31 protein-coding genes are annotated in these 26,738 nt (G+C 62.4%); 8 read left to right on the forward strand and 23 right to left on the reverse strand.

Annotated elements, in window-relative coordinates; translation table 11 throughout:
• Window positions 1-97: 97 nt before the first annotated feature.
• The 3 genes from SLG_RS09435 to SLG_RS09445 all read left to right on the forward strand — a co-directional run bounded on the left by SLG_RS09435 (window position 98) and on the right by SLG_RS09445 (window position 2,980).
• Window positions 98-1,003, forward strand: coding sequence for a LysR family transcriptional regulator (locus tag SLG_RS09435; protein WP_014076235.1), 906 nt, complete (start codon window positions 98-100; stop codon window positions 1,001-1,003).
• A gap of 192 nt (window positions 1,004-1,195) precedes the next feature.
• Window positions 1,196-2,401 (forward strand): NAD-dependent formate dehydrogenase, encoded by a 1,206-nt coding sequence (locus SLG_RS09440; protein ID WP_041393037.1) that lies wholly within the window; start codon window positions 1,196-1,198, stop codon window positions 2,399-2,401.
• Window positions 2,402-2,491: 90 nt separating this feature from the next.
• Window positions 2,492-2,980: an HPP family protein gene (locus SLG_RS09445; RefSeq protein WP_014076237.1), complete on the forward strand. Its 489-nt coding sequence runs from the start codon at window positions 2,492-2,494 to the stop codon at window positions 2,978-2,980.
• Window positions 2,981-3,127: 147 nt separating this feature from the next.
• Here SLG_RS09445 and SLG_RS22160 read toward each other — a convergent pair whose 3' ends face one another.
• Both SLG_RS22160 and SLG_RS09450 read right to left on the reverse strand, forming a co-directional pair.
• A complete protein-coding gene (locus tag SLG_RS22160) occupies window positions 3,128-3,340 on the reverse strand; it encodes a hypothetical protein (protein ID WP_231848644.1) in 213 nt (70 codons plus the stop codon).
• Window positions 3,341-3,946: 606 nt separating this feature from the next.
• Complete coding sequence (locus SLG_RS09450) at window positions 3,947-4,327, reverse strand: hypothetical protein (protein ID WP_014076239.1); 381 nt, start codon at window positions 4,325-4,327, stop codon at window positions 3,947-3,949.
• 194 nt (window positions 4,328-4,521) lie between these two features.
• Between SLG_RS09450 and SLG_RS09455 the strand changes: the two genes are divergently transcribed.
• On the forward strand, window positions 4,522-4,749 hold the full coding sequence (locus tag SLG_RS09455; protein ID WP_014076240.1) for a hypothetical protein: 228 nt from the start codon (window positions 4,522-4,524) through the stop codon (window positions 4,747-4,749).
• Between the two features lie 15 nt (window positions 4,750-4,764).
• On the opposite strand, the gene SLG_RS09460 is transcribed toward SLG_RS09455, so the two are convergent.
• From SLG_RS09460 to SLG_RS09515, 12 genes are all read right to left on the reverse strand, one after another.
• A complete protein-coding gene (locus tag SLG_RS09460; protein ID WP_014076241.1) occupies window positions 4,765-5,277 on the reverse strand; it encodes a hypothetical protein in 513 nt (170 codons plus the stop codon).
• A 280-nt stretch (window positions 5,278-5,557) separates the two neighbouring features.
• Entirely contained in the window at window positions 5,558-6,538 is a 981-nt protein-coding gene (locus SLG_RS09465; RefSeq protein WP_014076242.1) for a DUF2493 domain-containing protein, read from the reverse strand.
• Window positions 6,539-6,936: 398 nt separating this feature from the next.
• The gene (locus SLG_RS09470) at window positions 6,937-7,947 is read right to left on the reverse strand and encodes a DUF2493 domain-containing protein (protein WP_014076243.1); all 1,011 of its coding nucleotides are present in this window, start codon (window positions 7,945-7,947) and stop codon (window positions 6,937-6,939) included.
• A 70-nt stretch (window positions 7,948-8,017) separates the two neighbouring features.
• On the reverse strand, window positions 8,018-8,296 hold the full coding sequence (locus SLG_RS09475) for a hypothetical protein (protein WP_014076244.1): 279 nt from the start codon (window positions 8,294-8,296) through the stop codon (window positions 8,018-8,020).
• Between the two features lie 87 nt (window positions 8,297-8,383).
• Window positions 8,384-8,854, reverse strand: a complete 471-nt coding sequence (locus SLG_RS09480) for a DUF736 domain-containing protein (RefSeq protein WP_014076245.1) — start codon at window positions 8,852-8,854, stop codon at window positions 8,384-8,386.
• 621 nt (window positions 8,855-9,475) lie between these two features.
• Entirely contained in the window at window positions 9,476-10,426 is a 951-nt protein-coding gene (locus SLG_RS20880) for a hypothetical protein (RefSeq protein ID WP_014076246.1), read from the reverse strand.
• 381 nt (window positions 10,427-10,807) lie between these two features.
• Entirely contained in the window at window positions 10,808-11,011 is a 204-nt protein-coding gene (locus SLG_RS09490; RefSeq protein WP_014076248.1) for a hypothetical protein, read from the reverse strand.
• A 363-nt stretch (window positions 11,012-11,374) separates the two neighbouring features.
• Entirely contained in the window at window positions 11,375-12,673 is a 1,299-nt protein-coding gene (locus SLG_RS09495) for a hypothetical protein (RefSeq protein WP_014076250.1), read from the reverse strand.
• 12 nt (window positions 12,674-12,685) lie between these two features.
• Window positions 12,686-13,888 carry an ATP-binding protein gene (locus SLG_RS09500; protein ID WP_014076251.1) on the reverse strand — a complete coding sequence of 401 codons (1,203 nt, stop codon included), beginning with the start codon at window positions 13,886-13,888 and terminating at the stop codon, window positions 12,686-12,688.
• 62 nt (window positions 13,889-13,950) lie between these two features.
• The gene (locus tag SLG_RS09505) at window positions 13,951-14,793 is read right to left on the reverse strand and encodes a hypothetical protein (RefSeq protein ID WP_014076252.1); all 843 of its coding nucleotides are present in this window, start codon (window positions 14,791-14,793) and stop codon (window positions 13,951-13,953) included.
• Complete coding sequence (locus SLG_RS09510; RefSeq protein WP_014076253.1) at window positions 14,790-15,359, reverse strand: DUF5983 family protein; 570 nt, start codon at window positions 15,357-15,359, stop codon at window positions 14,790-14,792. The genes SLG_RS09505 and SLG_RS09510 overlap by 4 nt, the downstream gene beginning before the upstream one ends.
• Before the next feature lie 66 nt (window positions 15,360-15,425).
• Window positions 15,426-17,186, reverse strand: a complete 1,761-nt coding sequence (locus tag SLG_RS09515) for an ATP-binding protein (protein WP_231848645.1) — start codon at window positions 17,184-17,186, stop codon at window positions 15,426-15,428.
• Window positions 17,187-17,227: 41 nt separating this feature from the next.
• Between SLG_RS09515 and SLG_RS22165 the strand changes: the two genes are divergently transcribed.
• Window positions 17,228-17,392, forward strand: a complete 165-nt coding sequence (locus SLG_RS22165) for a hypothetical protein (protein ID WP_014076255.1) — start codon at window positions 17,228-17,230, stop codon at window positions 17,390-17,392.
• A gap of 20 nt (window positions 17,393-17,412) precedes the next feature.
• Here the strand turns inward: SLG_RS22165 and SLG_RS09520 are convergent, their stop codons facing one another.
• The 9 genes from SLG_RS09520 to SLG_RS09560 all read right to left on the reverse strand — a co-directional run bounded on the left by SLG_RS09520 (window position 17,413) and on the right by SLG_RS09560 (window position 23,914).
• Window positions 17,413-17,823, reverse strand: a complete 411-nt coding sequence (locus tag SLG_RS09520) for a hypothetical protein (protein WP_014076256.1) — start codon at window positions 17,821-17,823, stop codon at window positions 17,413-17,415.
• A gap of 26 nt (window positions 17,824-17,849) precedes the next feature.
• Window positions 17,850-18,932, reverse strand: coding sequence for a DUF5983 family protein (locus tag SLG_RS22170; RefSeq protein ID WP_014076257.1), 1,083 nt, complete (start codon window positions 18,930-18,932; stop codon window positions 17,850-17,852).
• Window positions 18,933-18,947: 15 nt separating this feature from the next.
• On the reverse strand, window positions 18,948-19,409 hold the full coding sequence (locus SLG_RS09530) for a hypothetical protein (RefSeq protein WP_014076258.1): 462 nt from the start codon (window positions 19,407-19,409) through the stop codon (window positions 18,948-18,950).
• 137 nt (window positions 19,410-19,546) lie between these two features.
• Entirely contained in the window at window positions 19,547-19,807 is a 261-nt protein-coding gene (locus SLG_RS09535) for a hypothetical protein (protein WP_014076259.1), read from the reverse strand.
• Window positions 19,808-19,883: 76 nt separating this feature from the next.
• Complete coding sequence (locus SLG_RS09540) at window positions 19,884-20,318, reverse strand: DUF4262 domain-containing protein (RefSeq protein WP_014076260.1); 435 nt, start codon at window positions 20,316-20,318, stop codon at window positions 19,884-19,886.
• A gap of 52 nt (window positions 20,319-20,370) precedes the next feature.
• Window positions 20,371-21,633, reverse strand: coding sequence for a hypothetical protein (locus SLG_RS09545; RefSeq protein WP_041391874.1), 1,263 nt, complete (start codon window positions 21,631-21,633; stop codon window positions 20,371-20,373).
• Window positions 21,634-21,848: 215 nt separating this feature from the next.
• Complete coding sequence (locus SLG_RS20895) at window positions 21,849-22,196, reverse strand: hypothetical protein (RefSeq protein WP_162471092.1); 348 nt, start codon at window positions 22,194-22,196, stop codon at window positions 21,849-21,851.
• A 223-nt stretch (window positions 22,197-22,419) separates the two neighbouring features.
• Window positions 22,420-22,632 carry a hypothetical protein gene (locus tag SLG_RS09555; RefSeq protein WP_014076263.1) on the reverse strand — a complete coding sequence of 71 codons (213 nt, stop codon included), beginning with the start codon at window positions 22,630-22,632 and terminating at the stop codon, window positions 22,420-22,422.
• An 85-nt stretch (window positions 22,633-22,717) separates the two neighbouring features.
• Complete coding sequence (locus SLG_RS09560) at window positions 22,718-23,914, reverse strand: hypothetical protein (RefSeq protein ID WP_051003735.1); 1,197 nt, start codon at window positions 23,912-23,914, stop codon at window positions 22,718-22,720.
• A 188-nt stretch (window positions 23,915-24,102) separates the two neighbouring features.
• On the opposite strand from SLG_RS09560, the gene SLG_RS09565 reads away from it, so the two are divergent.
• From SLG_RS09565 to SLG_RS09575, 3 genes are read left to right on the forward strand one after another with little or no spacing between them, the layout of a single operon-like run.
• On the forward strand, window positions 24,103-25,833 hold the full coding sequence (locus SLG_RS09565) for an ABC transporter ATP-binding protein (RefSeq protein ID WP_014076265.1): 1,731 nt from the start codon (window positions 24,103-24,105) through the stop codon (window positions 25,831-25,833).
• On the forward strand, window positions 25,817-26,182 hold the full coding sequence (locus SLG_RS09570) for a hypothetical protein (RefSeq protein ID WP_231848646.1): 366 nt from the start codon (window positions 25,817-25,819) through the stop codon (window positions 26,180-26,182). Before SLG_RS09565 ends, SLG_RS09570 begins: the two co-directional genes overlap by 17 nt.
• Window positions 26,172-26,723 carry a type II toxin-antitoxin system VapC family toxin gene (locus tag SLG_RS09575; protein ID WP_041391876.1) on the forward strand — a complete coding sequence of 184 codons (552 nt, stop codon included), beginning with the start codon at window positions 26,172-26,174 and terminating at the stop codon, window positions 26,721-26,723. The genes SLG_RS09570 and SLG_RS09575 overlap by 11 nt, the downstream gene beginning before the upstream one ends.
• Window positions 26,724-26,738 lie beyond the last annotated feature (15 nt).

Raw genomic sequence — 26,738 nt, forward strand, 5'->3', positions numbered from 1 at the left:
TGCTAGACCCATGCGAGATATCCGCGCAAACCGCTTATTTTGCGCTGATAGTCCAAGATAGAATGGACGCCGCAGTTGCCATGCTATGTGAGGCATCATGCTTGTTCGCCATCTCTCCTATTTCGTCACCCTCGCCAGGGAGCGCCACTTCGCGAGGGCCGCTGAAGTCTGCCATATCGCCCAACCCACACTCTCCGCTGCGATCCGCAAGCTCGAGGAGGATCTGGGAACCCCGCTGGTCGAACGTAGTCATCGCTTTGTCGGTCTGACGCCTGAAGGCGAGAAGCTGCTTGTCTGGGGTCGTCAGATTCTCACCGATTATCACAGTTTGCGCGATGATCTCGCGGGTTCTCGGCAGGGTCTCGTCGGCGAATTGCGGCTTGGCGTCATCCCCGCCGCCTTGCCCTGCGTCTCCTTCGTCACGGAACGCTTCTGTGCTGCTAACCCGGCTGCCACAATCGACATCCGCTCCATCACGTCGCGCGCCATCGCGGAAGGCCTCGATGCGTTCGAACTTGATGGCGGTATCACCTATCTCGAAAATGAGCCGATCGCCCACGTTCAGCGTGTGCCGCTCTATCGCGAACGTTACAAATTCGTCGTAGACCGGGAGCATCCGTTCGCCGGCCGCAAAACGATCAGCTGGCAGGAAGCGGCAGGCGAACGGCTGTGCCTGCTCAGTCAGGACATGCAGAATCGTCGCATCATCGACCGGCTGACGACCTCGATCGGTCTCGCCGTTCACCCCGTCGTCGCGAGCAATTCATTCCTCGCTGTCTGTGCGCATCTGCGGCACGGTAACTGGGCAAGCATCATGCCGCACAGCTTTTTCCACGTGCTGGGCAGCCAGCCAGATCTTGCTGCAATTGATCTGGTTGACCCTGTTCATGACGAAGCGGTCGGCCTTGTCATTTCCGGCCGTGAGCCGAGATCGCCAATGGCCACGGCGCTGCTCGCCGCAGCCCTCGAAACAGACATCGAAACCGCATTCGCAGATTTTTGATAGATGGATCCTATCAATCCTTCCGAGACTTTCATTGGATTTGCGAACCGTTTGCAGTCCATGCCAGCATCGTCCGAAGCGAAGCGCGGCAAGCGCGGCGCGAATGACCGGATGAGGATGGCTGATTTCGCGCCGCTGCCGTCGCCGATCGAGAGGTCGCTGCCGTCCTCCCCTCTTCTGAAGGATGACGAGATGGCAAAAGTTGTATGTGTTCTATATGATGATCCCATTGATGGCGCTCCGACGTCATATGCGCGAGATGAGCTGCCGCAGATCGACACATATCCCGATGGCCAGACGCTTCCCACGCCCAAGGCAATCGATTTCCAGCCCGGTACCCTGCTGGGCAGCGTTTCGGGCGAACTGGGCCTGCGGAAATATCTCGAAGCCAACGGTCACACGCTGGTGGTGACTTCGAGCAAGGATGGGCCGGACTCCGTTCTCGAGCGCGAGTTGGCCGACGCCGAAGTCGTGATCTCGCAGCCCTTCTGGCCCGCTTATCTCACTGCCGAGCGTATCGCCAGGGCACCCAAGCTCAAGCTTGCGCTCACCGCCGGCATCGGCTCGGACCATGTCGATCTGCAGGCTGCCATCGACCGCGACATCACCGTGGCGGAAGTCACCTATTGCAACTCGATCAGCGTCGCCGAGCATGTCGTGATGATGATCCTCGGCCTCGTGCGCAATTACATTCCTTCCTATCAGTGGGTGATGAAAGGCGGCTGGAACATCGCCGATTGCGTCGCGCGCTCCTATGATGTCGAGGGCATGCATGTCGGCACGGTGGCCGCCGGCCGCATCGGCCTCGCGGTGCTCAAGCGCCTCAAACCGTTCGACATGCACCTCCATTACACCGACCGTCACCGCCTGCCGGAAGCGGTCGAGAAGGAGTTGGGCCTGACCTGGCACGCGACGCGCGAGGAGATGTATGGCGTCTGCGATGTGGTGACCCTCAACTGCCCGCTCCACCCGGAGACAGAGCATATGATCAACGACGAGACGCTGAAGCTCTTCAAGCGCGGCGCCTATCTGGTCAACACCGCGCGCGGCAAGCTGTGCGATCGCGATTCCATCGCGCGCGCACTCGAATCCGGCCAGCTCGCCGGTTATGCGGGCGACGTCTGGTTCCCGCAGCCGGCGCCGCAGGATCATCCATGGCGCACTATGCCGCATCACGGCATGACCCCGCATATCTCTGGCACGTCGCTCTCCGCGCAGGCACGCTATGCGGCAGGCACGCGAGAAATCCTCGAATGCTATTTCGAGGGCCGCCCGATCCGCGACGAATACCTGATCGTCCAGGGCGGTGCGCTCGCCGGCGTCGGCGCGCATAGCTATTCGAAGGGCAATGCGACCGGCGGATCGGAAGAAGCCGCCAAGTTCGAAAAGGTCGACTGACCGTCATGACCCACGCGGACGCATAGTCCGCGTGGGTCATCGGGCCTTCAGAGTATCAAAATGACATCGGAAACCGAGAGCCTTCCGGCCGTGAGCGGCCTCGACAACATCACCGACTATGTTCGGGCCAACGGTCTGCCATCGCTGGTGGCCGGCCTCGGCGGCGCTTTGGCAATCTGGCTCCTCGCACAACTTGCCCAAACACTTGAACAGGCCCTCCTGATCGCTCCTTTCGGCGCCAGTTGCGTTTTGCTGTTTGCACTGCCGCAGAGTCCGCTTGCACAGCCCAAAAATGTGATTGGCGGTCATCTGCTTTCAGCCTCGGTAGGGCTGCTGGTTTTAACGCTTGTCGGCCACGGCCCATTCGCGTGCGGCCTGGGCGTAGGCATGGCGATCGCGGTTATGCGGTTCACCGGGACGCTGCATCCGCCGGCCGGGGCGGATCCCCTTGTCGTGATCATGGCGGGAGTCGGCTGGACATTCCTGGGTTTTCCAATCCTCGCAGGAACAATAGCCCTCGTCCTGCTGGCTTTGCTCTACCACCGACTTGTTTCGCGCAGGGCCTACCCGGCAGGATGAAGCGGCAGCCTCAACAGAGGGCCGCTTTGGTCGTAATCGATCTGCCGGAGCACACACCTGAGGCTTTGCTTTCGGACAAGGGCCATGACGCCGACGCCCTGCGTACCGGCCCTGCCCAGCGGAAGATCGAAGTGGTCTCCAGGTCGATCAAACCGCCACGTTACGATCGAGAAAGGCCAAACGCCATATAAACAGCGCTATCGCATCGAGCGAATGTTCGGCCACCTTAAGGTGAACCGTACCATCTTCAAACGCTGCGACCAATTGGCCAATAGCTTCCTCGGCATGGTGCATCTCGCTACCACAGGATACTGGCTCAAATTCGTTTCTGCCGCATAGAGTTTCGCCTGAATCAACCATTTCGCATTGTTGATGACGACTTGGCCACCGATCGCCGTTATCCCACGCATAGCAGACCAGCACCACATGTCGGTTAGGAAGATAGCCGTTCCAACGGCCCCGTCGAAAATGTCCGGCGTCAGAAAATCGCGACGCCGATCCAGGATTCAGCGCATTGCGAAGGTGTCGGGATCGGATGCATTTCAAGTCATACAAGAGGGCTAGCCCTACTGAGCCATCCGGCAACGAATTGGGGCCATGTACGACGTGAAATACGCGGGATCTTGTTTAGTTTCCAATGCCTTAAATCTGAAGCCGTGAACCTCTGTGTGCTTCGTAATACAGCAAGGAAGAAACGCGTATCACGAGGACTACAAAATAAGCCATTGAAAAAGAAATGGAAATACTCTGCAGCACCCGTGCGTAGGGTCCATTACAAACGGCCTCGCGCCGTGCGTCCAGCCTTACGCAGCGCGCTCGCGCTGCGCAGCCTCGTGCCGGAAGGCGCGGGGCAACCTTGCTTCAGAAGATTGGTGTTCATCGCTGCAGCGGCACGAGGGACGAAATGCATTGGTGGGGACTCCCCGCAAGCAAAAAAGGGGCCGGGCGCTAGCCCGCCCCCGGAAGTCATTTGCTATCATTCGCCGGGGCACGGAGTGTCCGGATCGCTGTGGAAGATATTGTAGTGGGCGTTGTGACGATCTGCGCGGTCTCGTTGGTCCTCCCCTGTGCCTTCAGGATCAGATAGGCATTCGAAGTCGCCGCGATCCAGCCGAGGTCATGGGCTTTGGTCGTCGCCTCATCATATTCAGCGTCGCATTCGCCGGTGATGACAAGGCCGTGGGTCACCGGGTCGATGTAGCCAGTGTAGCAACCGGCATAGTGGTCCGTCCGTCTGACCTGCTCCTCGATCTGGGCAATGAGCGCGAAACCTCTGATCTGCGCTGCCCGGTAATCGGGGTCATTGGGTCCAACAAAGCGATCGAGATGGGGATCGGTGATCGACATGACAGTCTCCTTGTCTCCCTTGCCTGCGCAGGGGAGGAATGATGGGAAAATGAGATCTCGGGAGGGCATGGAGCTGCGTATCTGAGCCGCCGGTGCCGGTATAAGCGGCAAGCGGCCCTTGCCTTGCCGAGTGACTATGGCAGAATGCACCGTGACGGGCAGGCCATCGGGGAAGGACGATGGACATGCCAAAGATGACCGAAAGGGATCGGCTCGCCGATCTGGAAGCGCGTCAGCGCAAGATGAATGATGAACTGGAAAGCGCGCGCCGTGCCCTGCGCGGCAAATATGCCGCTATGATCGCGGAGATGCCGGTGGAGAAGTTCACGGAAAAAGAATTCCGCGAGCTTCTCACACAGGCGATCCGGGTCGGTGGCAGTGCGGCACTAACCGCGGTTAAGGGACTGCCAGCGGTGAGCTAATCACGCCGCTGGTCATCACAGGTTCCGGCAGGGATGCGCCTCGAGAAAGCTGTCCCTGTCGGAATCCGATCTCAGGGTGATGAACCGCGCTTCCGGCCCGAACCAGATCATGGTGAAGCACCGCCGAACCGCCAACCGGTGGATATTGGCAAGGCTTCCCCGGCTGCGACCGTCCCAGATCACGAGACCGCTGAAGGCATCGCGCGCCATCGCCGCATCCTTCGGGACATAGAAGGCGGCGGTGCCCTTTCGCCCGGAAGAAGGAATGTTACGGACAGGCCAATCGCCCAGATTGTTACGTGGTCCCTCGCCTGAGCAATAGACCGTAACGGCAGCGATATCCCGGTCGGCAAGATGGCGCTGGACCAACCGATCCACGCCGCGTGCGTCCCCGATCAGGACGGGAAGCGCGCGCTCGACGATGTCGCCGATGCGTTCGATGACAGGTTCGGGAAGTGCGGTAATGGACAGCGATCCGGAAATGAAGACGGCCGAACCGGAGAGGTGTGATGGGGTATGCTCGGACATGGCTTTAATCTCCTCGAATGAGCCACTCCTCTTTGCCCTCCTCTCCTCTGGTGGGCAGACGCGACTTTGCCACCTCAGCCAACCCCGCCAAGACCGCACCCGAGGGGTGTCCCAGCGGCGAGCACGGCGGAGCCGCGCGCAGACGGCCGGGACCGCCTTGGCGGTTCCGCATCGCGCCCGCGACGGGCCCGCTCGCGGGTCCCTGAGCGGGGGCGAGTGTGACGCTCGAAAAAGAAATGAGGACCGGCCCGGCGAACCGGACCGATCCTCTTGGGGACGCTCACTGCGCCTCCCATCCCTGATCGCTGAGCCTGACGAACCGCGCCGGAACCCGCTTCTCCTTAACGAGGCGTGCGAGGTGAGACTGCAATCCCGACCCTTCGCAGACCAGCGCCTCGACGGGCCGCAGTCCGACCAGTTGCTCGTTGCGTACGAACCCCGCCCTCTTGCCCAGCTTCGCACTGAGGCGGAACGTGATGAGTGTCACCTTGCGGGATGCTGCCCATGCTGCGGCCATCGCATCGCACCCCTTGTCCTGTGCGGTGGTCGCCAGCACCATCATCGGGTTTCGCGCTTTCGCTTCGTCAAGTTTCCCCCAGATGAGGTGCTCGTCGAACCAGCAGTCCGCCCCGCCTGAGAAGATCACGACGGGTCCCTGCGGGCTGTGCGCATCGTTCCTGCGCTGGCGGCGGGCGGCTAGGAAATCGGTGGCGGCGATCACCGAGGCGGTGCGCTTGCTCGATACCAGCGACCCCTTCGGCGCTGACCACGGTCGTCCGGTTTCGGTGTGGAAGACGTCGGCGGCATAGTCGCGCATGCACCGTAGGGCGTCGGTGGCTTCGTCGAGAAATTCGAGATTATCGCGCGCCTGCTCGAGTTCGACGCTGTGGATTTCGCTGCCGTCGGCGCACCGCAGCAGGTCCTGAACATCGCGGGTCGCCTTGTCGGCTTGACCTGCCCACTGGTCGGCGACGTGATGGAAGCTGTTGACGATGCCCCATGCGAGACGTTCGGCTGCGGGCTGCAACCGGGTGTCCCGCAGCACGTCGAAGAGCGTCGTGACAATGAGTTCCACGGCGAGTTGCGCTTCCCTCGGATCGGGCATGTCGGTCGTCATCTCTTCCTCACCGCGCCCGATGCGGATACCCTCGAGATTGGAGGAGAAGGCGGCGTGGAAATCCTCGGTAGTGGCCGCTGTCTCCTGTGCGATGAATTCGGCGATGTCACAGAACGGGCGGATGCTGCGGTTGATATTCGTCATTGGAACCTCCTGCTGAAACGAAAGAGGTCCCCCCATGGGCACGGGCTCCGAGCGGCGGGGTCAAGGATCGCGTAGCGACCGGCGCAGCCGGCGATGGGGGTCACGATTTTTTTGGGCGGCCACCAACATTGCAGGACAGGGCCAAGGCTGACCCGCCCAAAAAAATGGTGGGGCCCCGTCGTCCTTGAGGCCGACGCGGTCCCGTGCCACCATAGGAATTCTTGAGAGAGAGAAGAGGCTTTGCGAATCTGGGGCTCGATGCCCCTGATTCGCAAATGGGTGCCTCCAGGCCCGACATCTCAGTAAAGCGCCTCAACGCCAAAACCACACTCAGCCTTTGCATGAAGAAGGGGACAGCGCGTTACGCCGTCCCCCGAAATGCTTTCGCGATTGAAGTATCAGGCAGCGGAGCGAAGACGACCACGCGGGGTCGGCGCGATCTTCTCGACCGGAGCCTGATCAGCCTTGCGGAAGGCGTGAATCGGAACACCCGCCTTGCGTAGCGCCTGATAGAGGTTCGCCTGAATGCCCGACCCCTCACCCAGCAAGGCTTCGACGGGTTTTAGGTCCACCAGCTTGCGATTGCGGGCAAAGGGCGCACCGCGTCCCGATCCCATCAGCGAATAGGTCACGAGCTGGACGTCACGATTGCCCGCCCACGACGCCACGATGGCATCGAAACCTTTGCGCTGCGCGGTCGTCACCAGCGTCATATGGGGGATGCGCTCGAGGATGGAATCGAGCCGATCCCAGAGCAGTTGCCAGTCATGCCATTCGGCATGTCCCGAGGCGACGACGATCGGTCCACGCGGGCGGTACCGCTCGCGTTCGGACAGTTCCCGGGCGCGCAAGAAGTCCTGTATCGACACCTGCGTGGCGGTGGCGGCCTTCGATACGCGTGAGCCGCGCGCCGGCGACCATGGGCGACCCGATAGCACGCGGAAGGTTTCGGCGGCATAGTCGCGCATGCACTCGACAGCCTCGCGCTGTTCGGTCAGCGACTGGCACAGGAGCTGCTTCTCCTCCAGTTCGGTGTTGAAGACCTCGGAAGGATCGGCACGGCGCATCATGTCGCGCAGTTCGTCCGCCAACGCATCTTCCTGTCTTTCGAGCTTGCCCGCGACAAAGTGGAAGCTGTTGACCATGCCCCATGTAATCTCGGGCGCGAGCGCATCGAGGCGGGTATCGGTCAGAAGATCGAAGATGGTGGCGATGATCCCCGCGCAATCCGCCTGCGCATGAAGCGGCTCCGGCATGTCATGCTCGCCCGGTTCATCTCCGAGGCTGATGATCGAAAGCGGGATAGGATCGCCAAAGGCGCGCTGGAATTCCGGTGTCGCGGTGATCTCGGCGAACAGCGCCGGCAGGTCTGCGAAGCGGCTGACGCTGCGCGAGCGGTCTTGGGTCATGGGACTTCTCCCTGTGGTGGATAAAAAAGGGGCGCAGACGCGCGATGCGTCCCGCCCCCATGGTGTCGGATCAGTGCATGCTCGCCCGGATGCCGGCGAAGGCGGCCGAGCGCGTCAGGACGGCCCCGACGATTTCAGCGGCATGCGGGGCAAAGGGTGTACCCTCGAGCAGGTCGTAAATGGCGGCGATGATCTCGCCGCAGGTGATTCCCGCCGGGATCTCCGGAATGTGGGCCGCAGGAAGGGGCGGCGAAAGCATATCCCGGATGGCGGGACTGGCCATGATCGCAGCGCAGAGCGCGGAGAGATCGGCCAGCGGGGCGAGGTCGTGCAACGAAGGGAGCGGCATGGGCTGCCTCCTCAGACAAGAGAAAAGAAAAGGGGCCGGGAAGGCTGACGCCTCCCCGGCCCGGAACCTGTTCCGATCAACCGGCGATCAGAACGGGTCCTCCTCGCCGAACGGCGCACCCGCGCCGGTCAGTTCGCCATTGGCACCGGCGGTGCTGCCGCCGAAGCCGTCCTGATCGCGCGGACCGCGATCGTCATAGTTGGTGCGGCTGACGCCCATGCCGCCTCCGAAGTCGGAGCGCATGGTGTCGCGCCGCCATGCGACCATGTAACCCCCGTGATCGGCCGGGAAGAGCGCGATCGGCATCGGTTCGGGCAGGCTGGGATCGTCAATGTTCCCGGCAAGGAACACTTCGCCGGTGCGCTTCGAGACGGCTTCCCACAGCGCGCCGATCTGGACCCAGCGGCGTGCGACGTTCAGGGCGAGAATCTCGTAGACCGGAGCCTTCTCATTCTCGCTCATCACCTTGCGCAGCCCGATGCGGGGCAGGTCGATCGTGCGGGTGGCGATCGAGCCCGTCAGGCGGTTGTTCACATTGAAGATTTCACCGATGTTCATCGTCTTGACCTTTCGAATGTCGCTCGAAATCCATTTCCCGGCGACACCCTCCCCGGTCCTTCTCTCCTCTCTGTCCCGCCCTCTCACCGCGCGCCGCGCGCCCATGGGACAGTGCTCCGCCTGCCTCCCGCACGACGCCGCCCCGCCTGCCCCACGCGCAACGCCGCGGCCCGCCCACAACTCTGCGCGACCACCGCGGCATGGCGCGGAGCCGGGGTGGAAGGTGCGGGGCCGAAGAAAGGTTGGGGAGCGAGGCTGGAGGCGCGGCGGTAGCCGCGCTGGCGCTACGCCGGCGGGAGTAGCGGTAGCGGCGGGGGCTGCATGATCAGGCGGTTCCTGCAGCCAGAACCAACGGGTCCATGCAGGGCGGCACCGGCCGGTGCGTTTCCGGTAGCGGGACCCATCAGGGGATGGTGCGGGCCGCACGGCGGGATCGCCGGACACTTCGCTTCCCTCGGGGATAGCTTATGGCACACACAGCAAAGCGCATGGATCGCGATTGACTACGAAGCGGCGGACGACGCCTTTGTGCTGACTGCACTGATCGTTTCAGCCAACGTCCGTGATGGGTGCCAAGGTCGCTGGCACCAGGTATGTTCCATGCCCGGCGGGAGCCAGGGATCAAGCTGTCCGGGGGAGGTCATCCGGATCATTGGCGGGCGGGGGAGCACAGGCTCGCCCGGCATTGAAACGCTCGATCCATGTGCTGATATGGGATCGTTGCTCGATCGGAACAGCAGCGGCCGCACGCTGGAATTCAAGAAGATCGAGAGGCGAGTTGGCGATGATCTCATCGATCTCGCCGGGATCGAGTAACCCTTCGGCACGGATGAACGCGGTCATCGAACCAGGACGTTTTTTCGTCGATTTGCGCCATAGCCCTTCAACGGTTCGAAGCCTCGGCGCGGCGCGCGCTTCAAGCAGGACGATGAGGCGCAATTCCTCGCGAGGCAGTGCGCGGACCTCTGAAACCTGCATTGCCGTGCAGAAGCAACATGAACTTTTACAAAAGCTTGGCAAGCCAGCATCTGCGATGATGTGTTCACAATCCTCGCGCGTGAGACCCCATTCCCGAAGTGGGTACCTGTACTCATAGAGATCTGAAACATGCCCTTCGCGATGAGCATAGCGCTGGTTGTCCCGGGCGGAGCAGTCGTAGCCGATCAGGCGGACAACCTTGCGTCCATTCGCCCAGGCGTGCTGCGCCGGAGGCCATGCCTTGACCCACTTATCCTGCGGTGAAATTTTATGCCGGGCCGAACAGCTGTGCTGCCCGAAGGCAATCGACGGCAATGTGCCGTTCGTCAGGCACGCATCGAGCAGCGAGGTGTAGGGTGGCCAATGCTTGAAGAACCGGGCCTGATATTCGACGATCTCGTTGGGAACACCATGATCGTCCATCCACTGGCGGAAGACAGGGATAAGCCGCCTCGTGTGTGGCTGCTCGGGCATGGCTGCCAGCAACGTCATGTCCGGGATTTCGCCGCGGCGGACCAGCTCGATGATCATCGCGGTCGAATTGATGCCCGCACCCCATGCCGCGACGACGGGCGCACGACTGCCCGCGCTCATGCGACCATCGCCAGCCAGCGGTCCGGCCAGGCCGGCGGCCTCGTCGTCACCCGATAGGCCTGGAGGGGCAGGATCCCGCGTACGACATAATGCGGGACGCCTTTGTCACGTCGAAGGATAAGGGCGATTTTGTACGCATTGTCGAAAGAGGAGAGTTTCTGCCTCAATGGCGAGAAACCGTTGCTTTGGTCTGGCGGGGACATGGAGCCTCCAGTGGGATAGGCGGAAAATCTGGCCGCGATCGACAGATCGTCAGCAGCGGCCGCAGTATTTCGAGCGGTACGGCGACGGGGATTGGCGACGTGGTCGCGTAGATCATCAGCCTGAACGGCTCGGAGAGCCTAAAACGCGATCTCTTGGGGATCGTGCGGGCTTCGTCGCTCAGTCCGCATTGCGCAGGATGCCGGGCGACGGGCTTCGGGCATAATGGACGCCCGCTAGCTCGAAACTCTCGGCCGTTTCGCCACGGGCACAATAGTCGATGCAATCCTCGCAAAGGCCATAGCCGGTATCGCGATTCCAGTGCTGCTCGAAATGGCCGGCATATTGACCGCAACAGCAACAGGTTTTCCAGGCAGATGGCATGGTGTCCTCCATCCGGTTGACGGTGGGTGTCGAGGATCAGGGTTGTGAGCAGCAGCGCGGAGTGCCGCTATTGCTTTCCAGAACTTCCGCTTGCGCCAGTCGCCATTCGGCCATGGCGGCGTCTTCGCGCTTCTGGAAGATGGGGCGTTCCTCGAAGGGGCGCGGATCGCAAACGATGCGCCATTTGCCGTCGGGATAGTTTCGGGAGACACAACCGATCGCACCATTTGGGTAGCGGACGCCGTGAACATACCAGCCGCCATGTCTCCAGCGGGAATAGGTAAATTCGGGCCTTGTGGATGGTGACGCGGAAGGGCCGCGATGGTTAGACGATGACATGATGACCTCCGTGCTGGAACAGGATCAGGCAGCGAGCGGAAGGTCGACATCGACCGCGTCCGCGGAATCGAGCGCGAGCAGGCTCCGAAGCGTGATGGGAATGCGATTTGCCCGCCGGGTCTTCGGGCCTCGGACAGGCCTTGCAGGATCGTTGAACCGACAGCCGATACGCGCGGCATGCTTGCCGATGACGGCGGGATCGCGGCCCAGCGCCTGGGCGACATCGACCATCGAGACGCCATATGTCCAGGCATTGCGGATTGCCCTGTCCTCGTCGGCGCTGAACGCGCGCATAAAACCGTGGGTAAGGCCCATCCGGTTGGCATGGTAGAGAACGGCGCGCACCCCGCGGCCAATCTGGTCGGCGATCTGCCGTGTCGGAATCTTGCCATAGTCCGCCCGCAACCGGGCTTCTTCCTCGGCTGTCCAGACGGGCCCTTGCCGAAAGCCGTCGCGATGGACATGGGTGCCGCGCAAGCCCAGCGCTTCGACCCGCCATCGGATCGAGTGCGGCGTGCGCCCAAGACGTTCGCGCAGCGGCGTCAGGCTCGCGCCGGTCGTATAGGCGTGACGCAGCAGATCGTCTTCCTCAGCAATCCATGGACGTCCCCAGCCCCGACCATAGCCCAATTTGCGCAGGCGTTGCCCGAGGCTGCGACCGTTGCGGGCCGGAAAGCCTTCAGCAGTCAGAAGCTGCGCAATGGCGACATAGCGTGCACCGGTCGATGCAAGTTCGAGCGCACGGGTCATTTCCGCGTCGCTCCAGTCGTCGGGCTGGCAGGCATGGCGCAGGCCCAATGTCGATGCGCGGGAAATGATGCCGGTGAACGGGCGGCCGATCAGGCTCGCGATCTGGGCGACAGGAACGCCCTTGTCGTAGCCGGCGCGAAGTTGCGCATCTTCCCAGCCACTATAGGGTGGCGATCCGGGCTCGGACAGGTCCAGCAGCCGTGCGCGTGCATAGAGCGCACTTACACCGCGGCCGAGCCGGGCGGCCAGCGTTGCCGTGGGTTCGTGCGCATAGCAGCGTGCCATCTCCTCGTCGTCCCAATCCGTCCAGGACCGCCGCGAATTGCGGCGCAGGCCAAGATCATGGATACGCGTGGCGACACCTGCCCGGGGCCTGCCGAGCATGGCCGCGATCTCGTCGATCGTGTGATCTTCGGCGAATGCGGCCCGCAGGCGGTTTGTCTCATCGGGGAGCCATGCGTCCGCACGGAAGGCCAGTTCTGCAAGCGGCGCGGTCGGGACAGCTTCCGCTTCGGGGACAAAGGGGGTCAGTTCGACGATATCGGCGTCGAGATCGAAGCTTTTATGGGTCATGATGCGCTTCCTTCAGACCAGACCGACGACGGGCGTATCGACGACGCGCAGGCGCAACCGGGCCGACAGACGCGCAATACGCGTATCCCCGCGCGGCATCGTATCGGACGCGCCGATGGCAGCGAGCAGATCCAGTCCGGCGTCGACATCATTGGCGGCAAGCGCAAGATGGCGCGCAAGATCGTCGGACGTGGTGGCATTAGGTGCAATGTTGCCCAGGGCACCGACAATGCGTGCGGCGGCGGGAGCGGCAGGGTCGAGCAGAAAGGCATCGAGCGCGCGCTGCCCCCGCATGGCAGCATGGGTGGTCCTGACCGGCGCAACCTCGCGCAGATTTTCAAGGTCGAGCAAAGTGCGGCTTTCGTCCGGGCCGAGGTCGGCAGCGGCCACAAGGTCAGGCGTGCGGCCGATATGCGGCGTGATCGTCGGATCGATCTTCGCGAGCACGGGCGTGGCGGACAGCGCGGGACCGAAGGCGAAGAACTCGCCGGGTGGAAGCAGGCGCAATAGCGCCGCCTGATCGCTGCCGAACCCGAGCAGGTCCGCGGCGCGCGCCACATCGCGGTCGAAGACGTTGAGGCCGATCAGATGATTATGCAGTTCCGAGACCACCGAACTGGCGAGTTTGGCGAGGCGCTGCGTAGCGATGATTGTGCCGATGCCGCGTTTGCGCCCCCGGGCGCACATGTCGGTCAGCGTGGCGACGCCTAGGCGGCGGGTTTCCGCATCACGGGCGGACGCTGCCATATGCGGTGCCAGCAGATGCGCTTCGTCGATGCATACCAGCACCGTGTGCGCCCAATGTTCGCGTTGGGCTGACAGAAGCCCGGCGAAAAAGGCGGCTGCCTTCTCGATGCGGTGATCGGGTTCGAGATCGGTGAGATCGAGGTGCAACGCGATCCGGTGCTGGCGCGTGCGCAGCGCAAGTGCAGTGAGACCGTCATTGGCATAGTCGCGCGCGACCACGGTGGTAGCGCCGATATGCGCGGCGAGATTGGCAAACTCTCCCTCCGGGTCCACGATGATGGTCGTGAGATAGTCGAAGGCCTCCTCGATGATCCGGCGCAGCGTCTGGCTCTTGCCCGCGCCCGATGATCCCTGGATCAGGCAGCGGCCCGACATCAGCTTGCCGAGATCCAGTTCGAGGGGACCGGTCGAGCACTGGCCGAGCGGGACGCGGGCGTCACGGGTGAAATTGCTGATGGGAATGTTCATCGGACATACTCCTTGACCGGCCGCCAGAAGGCGGTCGTTCGCGTTGAATGTGGAGGGGGAATTCAGGCGGCGATCGCTGCCGGAAGAATGATGGGTCCAGCATTGCGCCAGTCATGACCGGCCGCTTCCAGGGCATCGGTCACGACAGCGAACTGGCGATCGCCGTCATCGTGAAGGATTCCCAGCGCGCAAGGGTCGGCCATCACCTGGCTGAACAGACCGGCTCGATAGGCGTCGAAATCCTGCCCTGCCCCGAACGGTTCTTCGCAGGTAATCCAGAGCGACGCCTCAATCTCCCGGATCAGGGCAGCTGCGCGGTCGAGCTTGGGATCGTGGAACAGCGAGCGGCGGCGCAGCAGAAGCTCGGATGCCCAGCGAGGCCCTTCGGGCTGATCGATTTGCCACGCGGCGGCCTGCCAGCCCTTTTGTGACAGCGTATCGGGCGGGAGGAACGCGAATATATCGTTGAGCCAGCGCATCTGGTGCATGCAATGGATGCGCGCACCGATGGCGTCGCGCCGATCCAGCGCATCGGGATGCTCGGCCTCGAGCGCCGCTTCCAGTTCGGCGGGCGTCAGCGCGATGAAGCAGGCACGCTGATCCGGATCGGGAACGGCGCGGGACGCATAAAGTTTAGCCCGCGTGACTGGCGCGGATGCGTATGGCGGAAGTTCGACAAAGGCGGGCGCTACCGCGTGCCAGAGCGCATCAGGATAGTCGTCCAGGGCGACGACATGTTTGAGCGTGTCGCTGTCGTCAGCGTCGATAAGGTTGAGCCGCGCGCCGCCACGGATCGATGCAATGGATGCGGGATCGAAAAGGGCGACCTGCAAGGCCGAGCGTTCGAGGCTGCTGAGCGCGACATGGGTGACAGGATGGTCAATGGAACCCGATGGCAAGGTCATGCTGCCATCTCCATGGTTTCAAGGATCTCCACGACCAGTGTCGTGTCGTTCTCGCAGGCTTCGCAAAAGGCTGCGTCGAACACCGAGCCGAGCACCCAGTCCTGTGCGTGATCGTCCCAGCAGGCCCAAGCGTCGCGCATTACATCAGTGCTGCCGCAAGAGGCGCAGCGCACGGTGGTACCGGCCACAGGGCTTGCGGTGGCAACCGGTTCGGCCAGGTCGCCGGATTCCTTCGCCACTATTTCCGTTTCTTCGGGAAAGACCGGAAATCGATCGCAGGGCGGTTCGTCGCGGTCGAAGCTGATCCAGGTGGCGCCGGTCTTGCGGGCGTGGGTCAGCAGAGCCCAGATCTCAGGGGAAAGCGTGTCGGGGCGCTCGGGCCAGTCATCGAGGAGACCAAGATGGATCCAGTAGCCATACTGGTGTGGCTCGATGGACAATATGGGATGGTCGATGATGATCCGGCCGCTGTGTATGTGTGCTGCCAGGATCAACGCTTCGATGGTGTTACGCTCGGCGAGGGGAAGATGCACCGTCGAGCAGGCGCAGACGGGGAAGCGGCGCATGGCCCGTCTCCTTCATGAAGTTGAGAATTTGAAAAGTGTGAGCGCCGGGCGCCCTGCGGTGGATTTTTAGCTCGGAATGAAGTCGACGGTGATGCCGCCGCGCTCCGCCTGGATGACGATCTTGCGATCCTGCGGTATCAACCAGGTGAGATGATCCCGTGCGCTCATGTCGATGGCCTGAAGGATGGCTGCATCTTCTCCGAGAAGGATCCTGGTTGCCTCCTGGCGGGCATCACGCTCGAAGGCGCGTGACTGGGTTTCCCAGCTATCGTTGTCGCCATCGTCGATCGAACAGAATAATGTCGCGTAGATCAGCTGTCCCAAACGGTCTGGTGTGATGTCGCTGTCGCGCGTCACAAGGATGGTGGCCGCTTCGATGTCCCAACCGTTGTTGTCGCAAACAAGAGCCGGGATATTGATTGAATGCATGTATTGTGGTGCGTTTTCGCGTCCGGACTGAGCGACTGTCAGTTCGAGGACGATCCTGTCGACAAGGCCCGAAGGCAGATCAGCGGGAAGATGGTTGTTGTCATCATAGCGATATGCAGCGCCATCGTGGTGGATTTGAAAGGAAACATGCACGATGATCGGAAGCTGGTCGTACCAGGCATAGCCTTCCAGCAGGCGTTCCTCCTCGACAAGCTGAAAATACTGAAGCGGTGTCTGGCGCCGGGCGAGTCCGATCGGCTGCGCGAGGTCGGGCTGCAGAAAGGGGACGATCAGCATGGTGCCTTCGGAAGCGAACCTGGTGCGGATGCGCCCATGATGGTCATCCGCGGTCTGTGGATGCCAGGGCGACAACGATGATCGCGACTCAGGCAGTGCCACACCCAGTTCTTGAGCCCGCTCCCAGGCGGCAAAGGGGAGGCGATGATCGGGCCGGGCGGCGATGGCTTTGTATATAGCTCGTTCCGCAGCGTCACGAAGGGCCTTCATCGCCCCGTTTTCGATCACCTCCTTGCGGGCGGGCAGCACCAGATGGACATCCGGCGCATCGACAATATCGATCCGGACGGTCCAGCGGGCGCTGCTGTCCTTGAGTTCAAGAGTGGTGGGCAGGGAGCATTTGACGCGCAAACCGTGAAAATTGATGCGGCGACCATCCTGCCAGTCAGGGTCGAGATCATAAACACCGATACGGCAGCCGCAGGCGTCTTCGACCAGCAGCGCACCCTTGAGGAAATCCTCGCGCGGCTGCAGCACCCCGTTCATCGTGATCGGCAGGGGAAAGTGGAGGGCGATATCTGCGACAATGCTGTGCAATCCAAAATGCCAGTCACCAGGCATTTCGATCGAGATCAGCGTGCCCCAGCCAATCGTGCCCTGCTCAAGCGGAAGCGGTGCGCCGCTGTCCCATGCATGGGCCGGGATGCGGACTTTCCAGGCCGTGCCGGCTGATGGCGAGAAGGACTGGATTTCGACCGTGCGGCCGGCAAGGCTGAACATGCCCATTCCGGCGGGATCTTCGGACCGCGCGATATCATGATGCCAGCCCGAATGTCCCAACATCAGCAGGGCAGCCGGATCGTCGATGCCGCAACCATCATCGCGGATATGGAGGCAGAAACGGCCTTCCTGCTGTGTGAGATCGATGGCGATGCGCGTGGCGCCGGCGCGCCTCGCATTCTGGCACATTTCGTGGAGGCAGTCCCGGCTGTCGCCTGAGAAGAGACGCGACGCGCGGCGGATCGCGTCCTGGCTGACGGCCGTCTGGATGGTGGCGGGAAGAGGCATGATCATCTCCGGTCTCGACGACGGACCGTCTGTCCGCCCCCCTTGCGCCGCCCCCTCCCCTTTCATCCCGGATTGCAGATGCCAGGTGGGCAAGACGGTTGCCGCCGGGATGACCGTCCTGCAAAAAGAGGGTGATGAAGCATTCAAACGATGTGAAACTGCGAGACTTTCTGCGGCGCTTGCCCGACTGGATGCGAAAGGATCTGGCCTCGAGCGATGCGACAAGGCGGGAGCGCGCGGAAGATGCCCTCCATGCGATGTTGCTGCCGTTGCTGGTGAGTGGTGCCGATGGCCCCTGACGCGGCCGAGTGGGGATGCGCTAGCGGGCAGCATGATCGTCGGCGAGGAAAGTCGACCAATCCCCATATAAGGTGCCGCCATATTCGATGAGATCGTCGATCACGTTGAATTGCCAGTCGCAAACCGGTCCGTGAGAGTTGCTGACTCCACTGGCGCGCCACTGTGCCATGACGTCAGGGAAGAAGCGTTCCATGACGTCCGGGGTCGCGGCGAATTTCAGATGACACATATAGGTCACATGGATCGAGGCGAGCGGTCCGATCACGGGGCCATCGCTGCCCCAGTCCTCCATCTGCTCGTCGGGCGTGGCGCGGCCATGGTATGGACGCAGATAAAGCTTGCCCGGTTCCAGTGGTAGCGTGGGGAGCGTCGGCGGTGTCTGCGCATTGTCCGAACGGCAGGGAGCCGCAGGGCGCTCAAGCGTTCCCATAATCGGGATTCCTTTCCAATGTGGAATCACCAGTCGTGGACCGGCAAATCATCCGAGCTGTCACCGTCGCAATCGAGCAGCAGGAACTGAAAACCCCGGCTCCGGCCGAAGGCCATGAGGCGGAGCAGGTCGTCTGGCAGTTGCGCCTGGCGCGCTTCATCGAGCAAACGGGTGGGCACGAACCACCCGTAGACGGAGGCGGCGATGTCGATCGGGCGTTCGGTCGGCGGCCAGGAGGCCCAGCCATCGAGAAGGCCGGCCGTCTGGACCGTCAGATGCGCGGTCGAGAGCACACAGTAGCGTCCTGTTTCCACCGATTCCGGAGCGACGCTTGCCTGGACAGGTGGCGGGACGACCTGAAGTTGGTCCCTGGCGCATCCGTCCGATGGATGCCCGTCGAAATAGACGGCGATCACGGTCTCATTGTCCAGCGTGGCGGGATCGCGTTCGTCGCCGGTTTCCTTCCACCACTCCCTGCACCAGGCGGCGATTTCCGCGTCCAGCGCGGCCTCATCGATCGCGGCATGGATATTGGTGCCATAGCGGTGCTCGATGGCGGCGGCATGAAGGTGGACCGGCCAGGGCAAGGGCGATCGCTGGAGTCGATCTTCGGCTCCGCGGATTTTCGCGATCAGTTGGTTCCGTGCATGGTTTGCGAGGTCATCGGGATGTTCGATGGCCGAGCGTGCCCGTGCCAGCAGGTCGAGGTGATCCTCGCGGCTGGCGATATCCGTCGCTCCCGACGATCGCTCTTCGCCAATGGCGGTTGCCGAAGCATGTTCAGCATGCTGTCCGGCCGCATCGGAACGCAGGATCGGATGGTGCGGATGGGACCAGTCGACGCTCTCCGCTAGCCATCGGCCTATGAAGGACCAGTCGAGGCCGAAGGGGCAATCGTCATCGATGTCCTGCCATGCGCGTTCGACCGCAGCAGTCCAACTGAGCACAATGGGACGCAGGGCCTGAGTCCCAAGGCTGTCGAAGACCCTGCGAATGACGAAGGCACGTGCCAGCGCATCGGGATCGGTAGCGGGTCGATCGCGAAAGGTCAGGACAGTTTCCCACAGGCAGGCGGCGATTTCGAGACGGAAAGGGGCATAGCTGGTCATGGGCTGGATCCTGCTTCAGGCTGCGCGGCGTTGATTGTTGATGCAAAGCCCGAGATCGGCGGCCATCAGCGTTTCGATCCGCGGTGCGAGGCTATCCAAGGCTGCGTTGAGATCGATGCCGGACATGCGATGGCTGGCCTCCCCGGGATTATGATCGAGCTGAAGCATCGGCGGAACGAGACGCGCAGTCATTTCAGGGAAAATGGCGTGCAGGATGATGGCTTCGACACGGCGCGAAACGAGATTGAGTCGCGCCGCCAGGCCGCAATGCATGGCGAGATAGCGCTCGAACCAGCGGTTCGGCGCAAGCACGTCGGCGAGCCGGGTACAGGGCTGTCGTCCGGCCGGTGTCACGGCATGAAGAATGACCACACGATGACGACGGAGGGGAGTGAGCTGGTCCAGCGGGATAAGGACACGGTAGCTGTAAAGCGGAGCCTGCCCGTCAATGCGGGTCCTGCAGGTGATCATGTCCATCGGGCGTCTCCTTGACATGGGTGCGCGATGCTGCTCGCGGTGTCCTGCACACCCCCTCCCCCTCCGCTCCGCTGTTCGGTCCGGAGAGGGGTCTGGATACTCTGGAGAAATGGGCCGGATCGGGCTGAAAGCGGATGTCAGCCCGCGGCCTCGCCACCAGGGCAAGCCGCGTTGTCGTAGATAGGCCTGTCACCTGGCCGCCATGGGATGGGATGCCAGATGCGGCCATTGTAGCTGATGCGGCCGACGATGACGCCGTCGCGCATGAGTTCGGCTTCCGGGAAAGCGCTGGCGCCAAGGCAGGTCTTGTCGCGGCGTTCGCAATAGCGGCGCGACGCATCAGCGAGCGTCTCCACCATGATGTCGGGATATCCGGCTTGCCTGACGATCAGCGGCAACGGGTTTGCCCGGCCTGTTTCTGCATATGGGATTTTCGCGTTCGGGCGCATGGCTGCGATCCTCAACGGCAGGACATCATGGACGGGGAACGTCGTAGCGGGGATCGCATTCTGGCTTGCCGGGATAGAAGCCCAGTGGATCGGGCAGGAGGAGCTGAACGGCGGCATATTCGTCATGGCCGAGAAAGCGCCCAACCTGGAGGGTGAAGGCGCTGCGAGCTTCAGCCCCGGCAAGGCGGGGACGGATCGGGAAGGCGCTGCCGAAATCGATATCCTTGTCGGGCACTTGGTCCGTCTGGCGCATTCGCCGACCGACTTGGTTAAGAACCGACCCCATCAGGACCGGCGCGAGATTACCGACAATCAACAGTTCGGGCAGGCCGAGACGGGCGTTGCCGATCGTGTAGGCAAAGCCTGGATTTGTGGCGTCGGGGAAGATTGCGAAGATATGCTGCCCCGTCCTGTCGATGTTGGATTGAATGATGGCCCTGCTGGTGGTGGGGATGATCATGATGGGCTTCCAATCTCGCGATGCGAGCCGGCGTCGCGTGGTCCAGGGGAGGTCAATAGTGCGGGATCGCGGAAGCAAAGCGGCGCAGCATTGCTGCCATATGCTTGCGCAAATGCGCCTTGTTGGAGATGATCGCTTCCGGCTTGAGCCGTTCTCCCTGCGGCGTCATGAATCCGTTCGCGGACGCGCCGTTTGTCAGCTCGACGACGATCTGATGGCCGCGCGGGCGGGCGGGGCCGGCATAGCGGGCGATAAATTCGCCGAGGCGGCCGGAGAGCCCCTGGGCGACCTTCGTCCAGCAAATATGGCCGCCGGCCATGATTTCGCCGGTATCAAGCCCACGATCGAGCCAGGCGCGAAGCTGACCGCGTTGCTGGATCACCGAGTTTCGTGTTCTCTCCATCGTGCGGCAGAGTGGAAGGAGATCGGTGTGATGGTCGATCCAGTCGAGATCATCGCCACCGGCAACGACCAGAATATCGTCAGGGTCGACATCGGCGAGCAAGACAGGCAACGAGTTCGGCGCACTCGCCGATCCGCCATTGCAGATACTATTCCACAGGCGAAATCCCTGGCCCGGAACGGCAAGGATCACCGTCATCTCCTGATGGCCTGGCCGGGACTGTAGCATGGCAGGAAGGGCAAGGCCTGCATCCGCCGCGGCAGTCGCACCTATGATGAGCAGGCGTCTGGACCATCGCGTGGGGCGCGGCGCGTCTGTCGGCAGAGGCCAATTGCTTGGAAGTGGCCGGGACACCGGCTGAACAGGGTTGCTGCTTGCCTCACGCTGCGTTGCGGCCGCGGCGGTATAGGCGCGCCGCGCTGCGTCGAACGGGTCGTCGAAACAACCTCCGCCGTCGCGAAAACCCTGGGCGTAGGCACTGTCGAGAGGATCAGCATTCGCGTGAGCCGTTGTACTGAAGAATCGGCGCGGCTCCCAGCCTGCCAGTGCCGCGATAGTACCATCCGCATATTGAACCGCGTCGTCCCAGTCATAGCCATGACGGTTTCGGGCCTGGAGGATGAAACGATCGCGCGCGTCGGTGCTGACTGCGGCTATACGGCGCTCGATGAATGCGAAATTCCTGCGCTTCCTTTCGCGTTCGCCCTCCTCGCGGATGGCGTCGTTGAGAGGACGAAGCGCCGCGACCCGCTCGCGAATGCGGGCCATCCGGTCCTGGGCTGGCGCCTCATTCGGGAGATCCGGGAAGTCAGCCCATGCGAGAGCCAGTTGCCCTGCGTGATCCTCGGGGCGGCCTCGCACGATCCAGCATTGGGCATCGGCGGGGTCAAAGGCGGTCGAGACTTCAGCCAAATTGGACGACCCCTGCCCGGTATGGCAGGATGGTCGCATAGGGTCGGATCCTGACCGCGTTGCGATGTGGCGCGAGTTGTCAGGCATGGGCGATCTCCTTGAGGATCACGCCATCCCTCCCCCCTCTCCTCCAGTGCTCAGGTTATTGCGCAAGTGGTTGCGATCGGTACGGGCCATCGGCCGCAAGGAGGCACCGCAAGTGGCGAAACGAGGCCTCAATCTCCGGCGTTACCCGAGCCGGTGAAGGGGCAGCCGGCGGCATCATAGCGATCGGGATCGGCTGCCCGGACATGCCATCCGAACATGGCGCCAGCCTGCATGGCCACAATCGCGGCGGGCGTTGCGTTGAAACTGGTATTGAACGCATCGACGGCGATCATCGAAGGCATCGGCCAGTAGCCCGTCTCTCCTCGCTTGATGATGATGGTCTCACCGGTTTCTGGATGAGGACAGGCGCACATGTCGGGAAGTTTTTCGAGATTGGCGAGACGCCGTGCCGCGTGTTGGAGGCGAAGCCTGGGCAAGTCCCAGAGCCAGGATGGCCCGAACTGGTTGCGGATCATGCGAAGCGATGTGCTATATGGCTCCCGCTCGTCATCGCCGTTCATCCATTTGAGAGTGAGCGCGTCCTTCCAACGCCGTCCGTGGCGCGCACGAAAATCGAGCAGCGCACGCCACATGCGATCGTCGGGTTCCTGCATGATGATTTCCTTGATCGGGACTGGCGACTCCGCCGCATGATGCGGCAGACTGGTCGGCTTTGGCCGGCGTGATCGCCGATCGGCGTCAGGCGGACCGGACGGTGGCGGTGCGACGGAGATCGGGAATGCGCGCATTGTCGTAGACGCTGTTCACCGACATATGCAGCGCCTGCTGCTGCGCGCTGAACCATGTCGCGGCCGGGATCCGATATGTCTCGGTGGCGAAAGGGTCGGCGCCGCTGAAAAAAGCGACGTCGACGGTGAATTCCTGAAGCGGAACGGCAGAATGGGGACGCATGAGGGCATCCTTTCAAGACAAAGGGCATCCTGGCGCGGGACCAGGATGCCGGATTGGAGGGGGAGAAGCGGAAGAAGGCCGGACGTCAGAGCGCCTGTTCGAGGAGCTTTCGGGCCCTGGTTTCCAGCTCGAGGCGGCTGTCCTGATGGGGCTTCGATCGGGCGAGCGCGGTTATGCCCTGCACGAAATCATAAATGGATTCAGGCGGCCGGCCTTCCTCGGCGAGCACGGTCTGGATGATTTTCGTGGTCTCGGCCTTCGAGAAGCCGCGCCTGCGCAGGAAAGGTTCGCGATCTTCGTCCTTGCGCGCGACGATCCGTTCGCGGGCGGCCTTGATGCCGGTGATGAAGTGCGACGGCGAGGAGTTCGCGAAATGCTCGAGCGCGGGCGCCGCCTGCTGGGCAAAACGAGCAGCGGCGAATTTCGAGTGGCGGATGTTGACCTCCTCGAAATTCTCGACACCCCAAAGGCATCTGTTCGCGCACACGCCGCGGAGGAAAAAGGTCGCGATGCCAAGCGTCTTCGAGCCGACCTCGCTGTTCCAGGCATAGAAGCCGCGAAAGTACAGGTCAGGATCGCCATTTGGCAGTTTCCCTGCCTCGATCGGATGCGTATCGTCGACGAGGAACAGGAAAATATCTCTGTCCGATGCGTAGAGCGTGGTCGTTTCCCTGGTGACATCGACATAAGGGTTGTAGGTCATGGTGCCCCACTGGATTGTGCCGGGCACCTTCCAGCGCGTATCGCCGACGCCATCACCGGCAAAGGCCATCACAGCCTGGACGAGTTCCCAGTCGAAAATGCGCCCATATTCGGAACCGGTAGCAGCCCGCAGTTCGGTTCTGCCTTCATCCGTCTGCAGCAGTTTGACCTGCTCGCCGCGGTGGGTCATGAGCCCATGTTGCAGGTTGATGCCCGCAAGGGCCGCCGGAAGCTGGCGCAGATAGGAAGCCGGCGCCCCAACCAGGCTCGCCACCTGGCCGAAGGACCAGTTGGTCGGCGCCAGGGGGCGATCATCGCCGGGCGCCATCAGCATCAGGCGTTCGAGATTGTCGCTTTTCGCCTCGACCCGGATCGCGCGGCTTTCGACGATGCGGGTGGTCGCCCGGTCCGCGCGGCCACGAACGGCATTATAGAGGCTGGTCAGCGAGAGATATTTCTCATCGTCGGGGCGTGAAAACCATTCCGACGAGACGCGGCTGCTCATTCGGCCGCGCGAGACGTCGATGCGATAGGGAGCGGATACGGGGGGCGTGTCGGTCATGCGGGCAAGGGTCGCCATGGGAACCATCTCCTTGAGATAGAGGAACGACGGGACGATCCACGTCTCCCGTCACATTCCCGCCCCTCCCTTCCCTTTCTGGCGTCTCGCGATCCCGGCTTCGCAAAACCCTGATTTGACGCTAGGATAAAGGCCGCGTTCCAAATCCTCCTTCTGGCTTATCCATCGATCGCCAGGAGGCCATTACAGTGACGACGTTCGGAATATTGGTCCGGCTGACGCGGCTGATGCCGTCTGCGGACCTCGGTGCCAGGCGAAGCCTGATAGAGGCTTTTGCCCTGGAAGCGCTCGTGATCGCGATGGGCGTTGCCGGTCCCTATGCGCTCAAGCTGCTGATCGACACCCTGGCCGGACCAGTAGGACCGCCCGTACAATTATTGTTGTACATCCTGCTGTTCGTGGGATGCTGGGCGGGCGCCTCCATTCTGGAAACGGCCAGGCTTTCCTGCACTGCGAAAATGGTCGAGGCATTGGCGCGAAAGCTCAATACTAATGCGCTTGGCGCGTCCCTGCCTCAAATCACGGCGGCGCGCGACAACCAGAGCGGACGCGTTCCCGGCATGCTGGAGCGATTGCCCTACAGCCTCACGCTGGTCGTGGAAGGATTGATCTGGCGGCTGGGGCCCGTGTTCCTGCAGGCTCTCGCCAGTCTCGCGGTGATCGCCAGCCTGATCGAGCCTCGTTATGTCCTGATCCTTGGCGTGACGCTTTTGGGATTCCTCGGGGCGACGTGGATCGGCGCGGCACGCCATCGTGTGCATGCCGATGCAACCAATGCGGCTTCATCGCATGTGTCCCGCACAATCGGCGACATCGTTCGCAATGCCCGGCGGGTCATCCTCAACGGCGCTCTCGATCGCGAACTCCACTATGTAGGCAGGACATTGAGCGCGAAGCGGCAGGCCAGCGCGGCCATGTACCGTTCGCTCACTGTCATGGCGGCGCTGCAGTTCTGCATCGTGGGAGCCGGGCTTGTGGCGCTGCTCATGCTGGCCGGTCTCGACGTCGGCAAAGGGCGAATGACGGCAGGCGACTTCGTGCTGTTGCAGACGTACGCCTTTCGACTGACGGTTCCGCTGAGTTCGCTGGGTTATATCCTGGCGCAAGCGGGTGTCGCGATCGCCAACATCCGCGACGTTCTGGCATTGACGAATGCCGAGGATGAGCGGGGTTCCTGGCAGCCGGACCGCTTTGCCGACGGCGATCTCGCCGCCGAAAATCTCAGCTTCGGCTATGGTGATGGCCTGCCTGCTCTCGCCGGGATTTCACTGCGCATCGCGTCAGGGCGCTTCGTCGCCATTGTTGGCCCGAACGGTTCGGGCAAATCCACGCTTGCCCAAATCCTTGCCGGCGTGCTCGCACCTGCCTCGGGAAGAGTCGAGATTGCAGGGGTCGATATCGCGACGATCCCCTGGGGAGAGCGTCATCGCTATATTCTTTATGCGCCGCAGTTCATCGGCCTGTTCAACCGCTCGCTGCGGGAGAACATCCTCTATCCCCCTGCAAACCAGCCCATCAGCGACGTCGAGGAACTGCTTCATGTCTGGCGCTTCCACGAGCCCGGGAGACCGATCGACTTCGATATGGAATTGGGGGAACAGGGCGAGCGCCTGTCGGGAGGCCAGATTCAGAAGCTGGAGCTTGCCCGCCTGGCGGGAGTAGACGTGCCGGTCCTGATCCTGGATGAAAGCACGTCCGCGCTCGATCCGCGCAGCGAGGCAGATGTGATCGCGAGGCTGCGGTGCAGGACCGATAGCGCGACGACGCTCATCATGATCACCCATCGGCTGGCGACAGCAAAGGGTGCCGACCAGGTCCTTTTCATGAATGGCGGTGAGCTGGTCGACAGCGGAACGCATGCGGAGTTGATGAGGCGATGCGTGACCTACCAGGATCTCTGGCTTGCTCCGCAAGAATGAGGCTGGCAGGCAGCTTCCCGGCAACGCCTTGCATGTTTTACAAAATGGCGTATATGTTCAACGCAAGGAGTTCCCGATGGCGACAAAGCATGAAGATCATCTGTCCCAGCGCCATGAAGCGGTCGTGGCTGCGGCAAAAGCGGCAGGCTTGCTGTCAGGCACGAACAGCGCCGTCGGCGCGCGCGTGCCGCGTGAACTCATCGATCGCGCCAAGATGCGCAGTGGCATCGCCTCGACCACGGATCTCGTCGAATATGCTCTTGCCAAAGTGGCGCTCGAGGATGATTTCGGCGCCAGGCTGGTAGGCCGGAAGGGTTCCATTCCTGCGGATATTGCGCTTGGGATTTGATCGCAAGGCGTCGTTACGCAGGATCAGGCCGCAGCGGCTCGCAGCAAGACTGACACGGCGACCCGAAGAGGAATTGCCGCTTGTTCACAAGGCAGCCGTCGTCGGCCGGGAGTTCCTGCTTGACACCTGTGTCTATATCGACGTGCTTCAGGGCAAGACACCGGTCGAAGTAGATCGCTTGCTTGAAAACCGGATCGTCAACCATTCGAGCGTGGCGCTTGGCGAAATGACCCATCTGATGGGTGCGCTCGATCCGGCCGACAAGCGCACGGCGTCTGTTCTCAAGATGCTGGGGCGGACGATCGATGATATTCCCGAGCATCGCCTGAGCGTGCCCTCTTCGCGTGTGTTCGGCGAGGCGGGCATGCTGGCGGGAATGGTGACACGCCTTTCCGGTCAGCCGCATTCCATCGCGCTGCTCAACGATGCCCTGCTGTTTCTTCAGGCTGCGGCGACAGGTTGCGATCTGTTGACGGGAAACCGGCGCGATTTCGATTTTCTGAACCAACTCATGCCGGAGACGGGCCTGATCCTCTACTGATCGGTGGTTCCCGTG

This window comes from Sphingobium sp. SYK-6 (genome assembly GCF_000283515.1).
GTDB lineage: Bacteria > Pseudomonadota > Alphaproteobacteria > Sphingomonadales > Sphingomonadaceae > Sphingobium > Sphingobium lignivorans.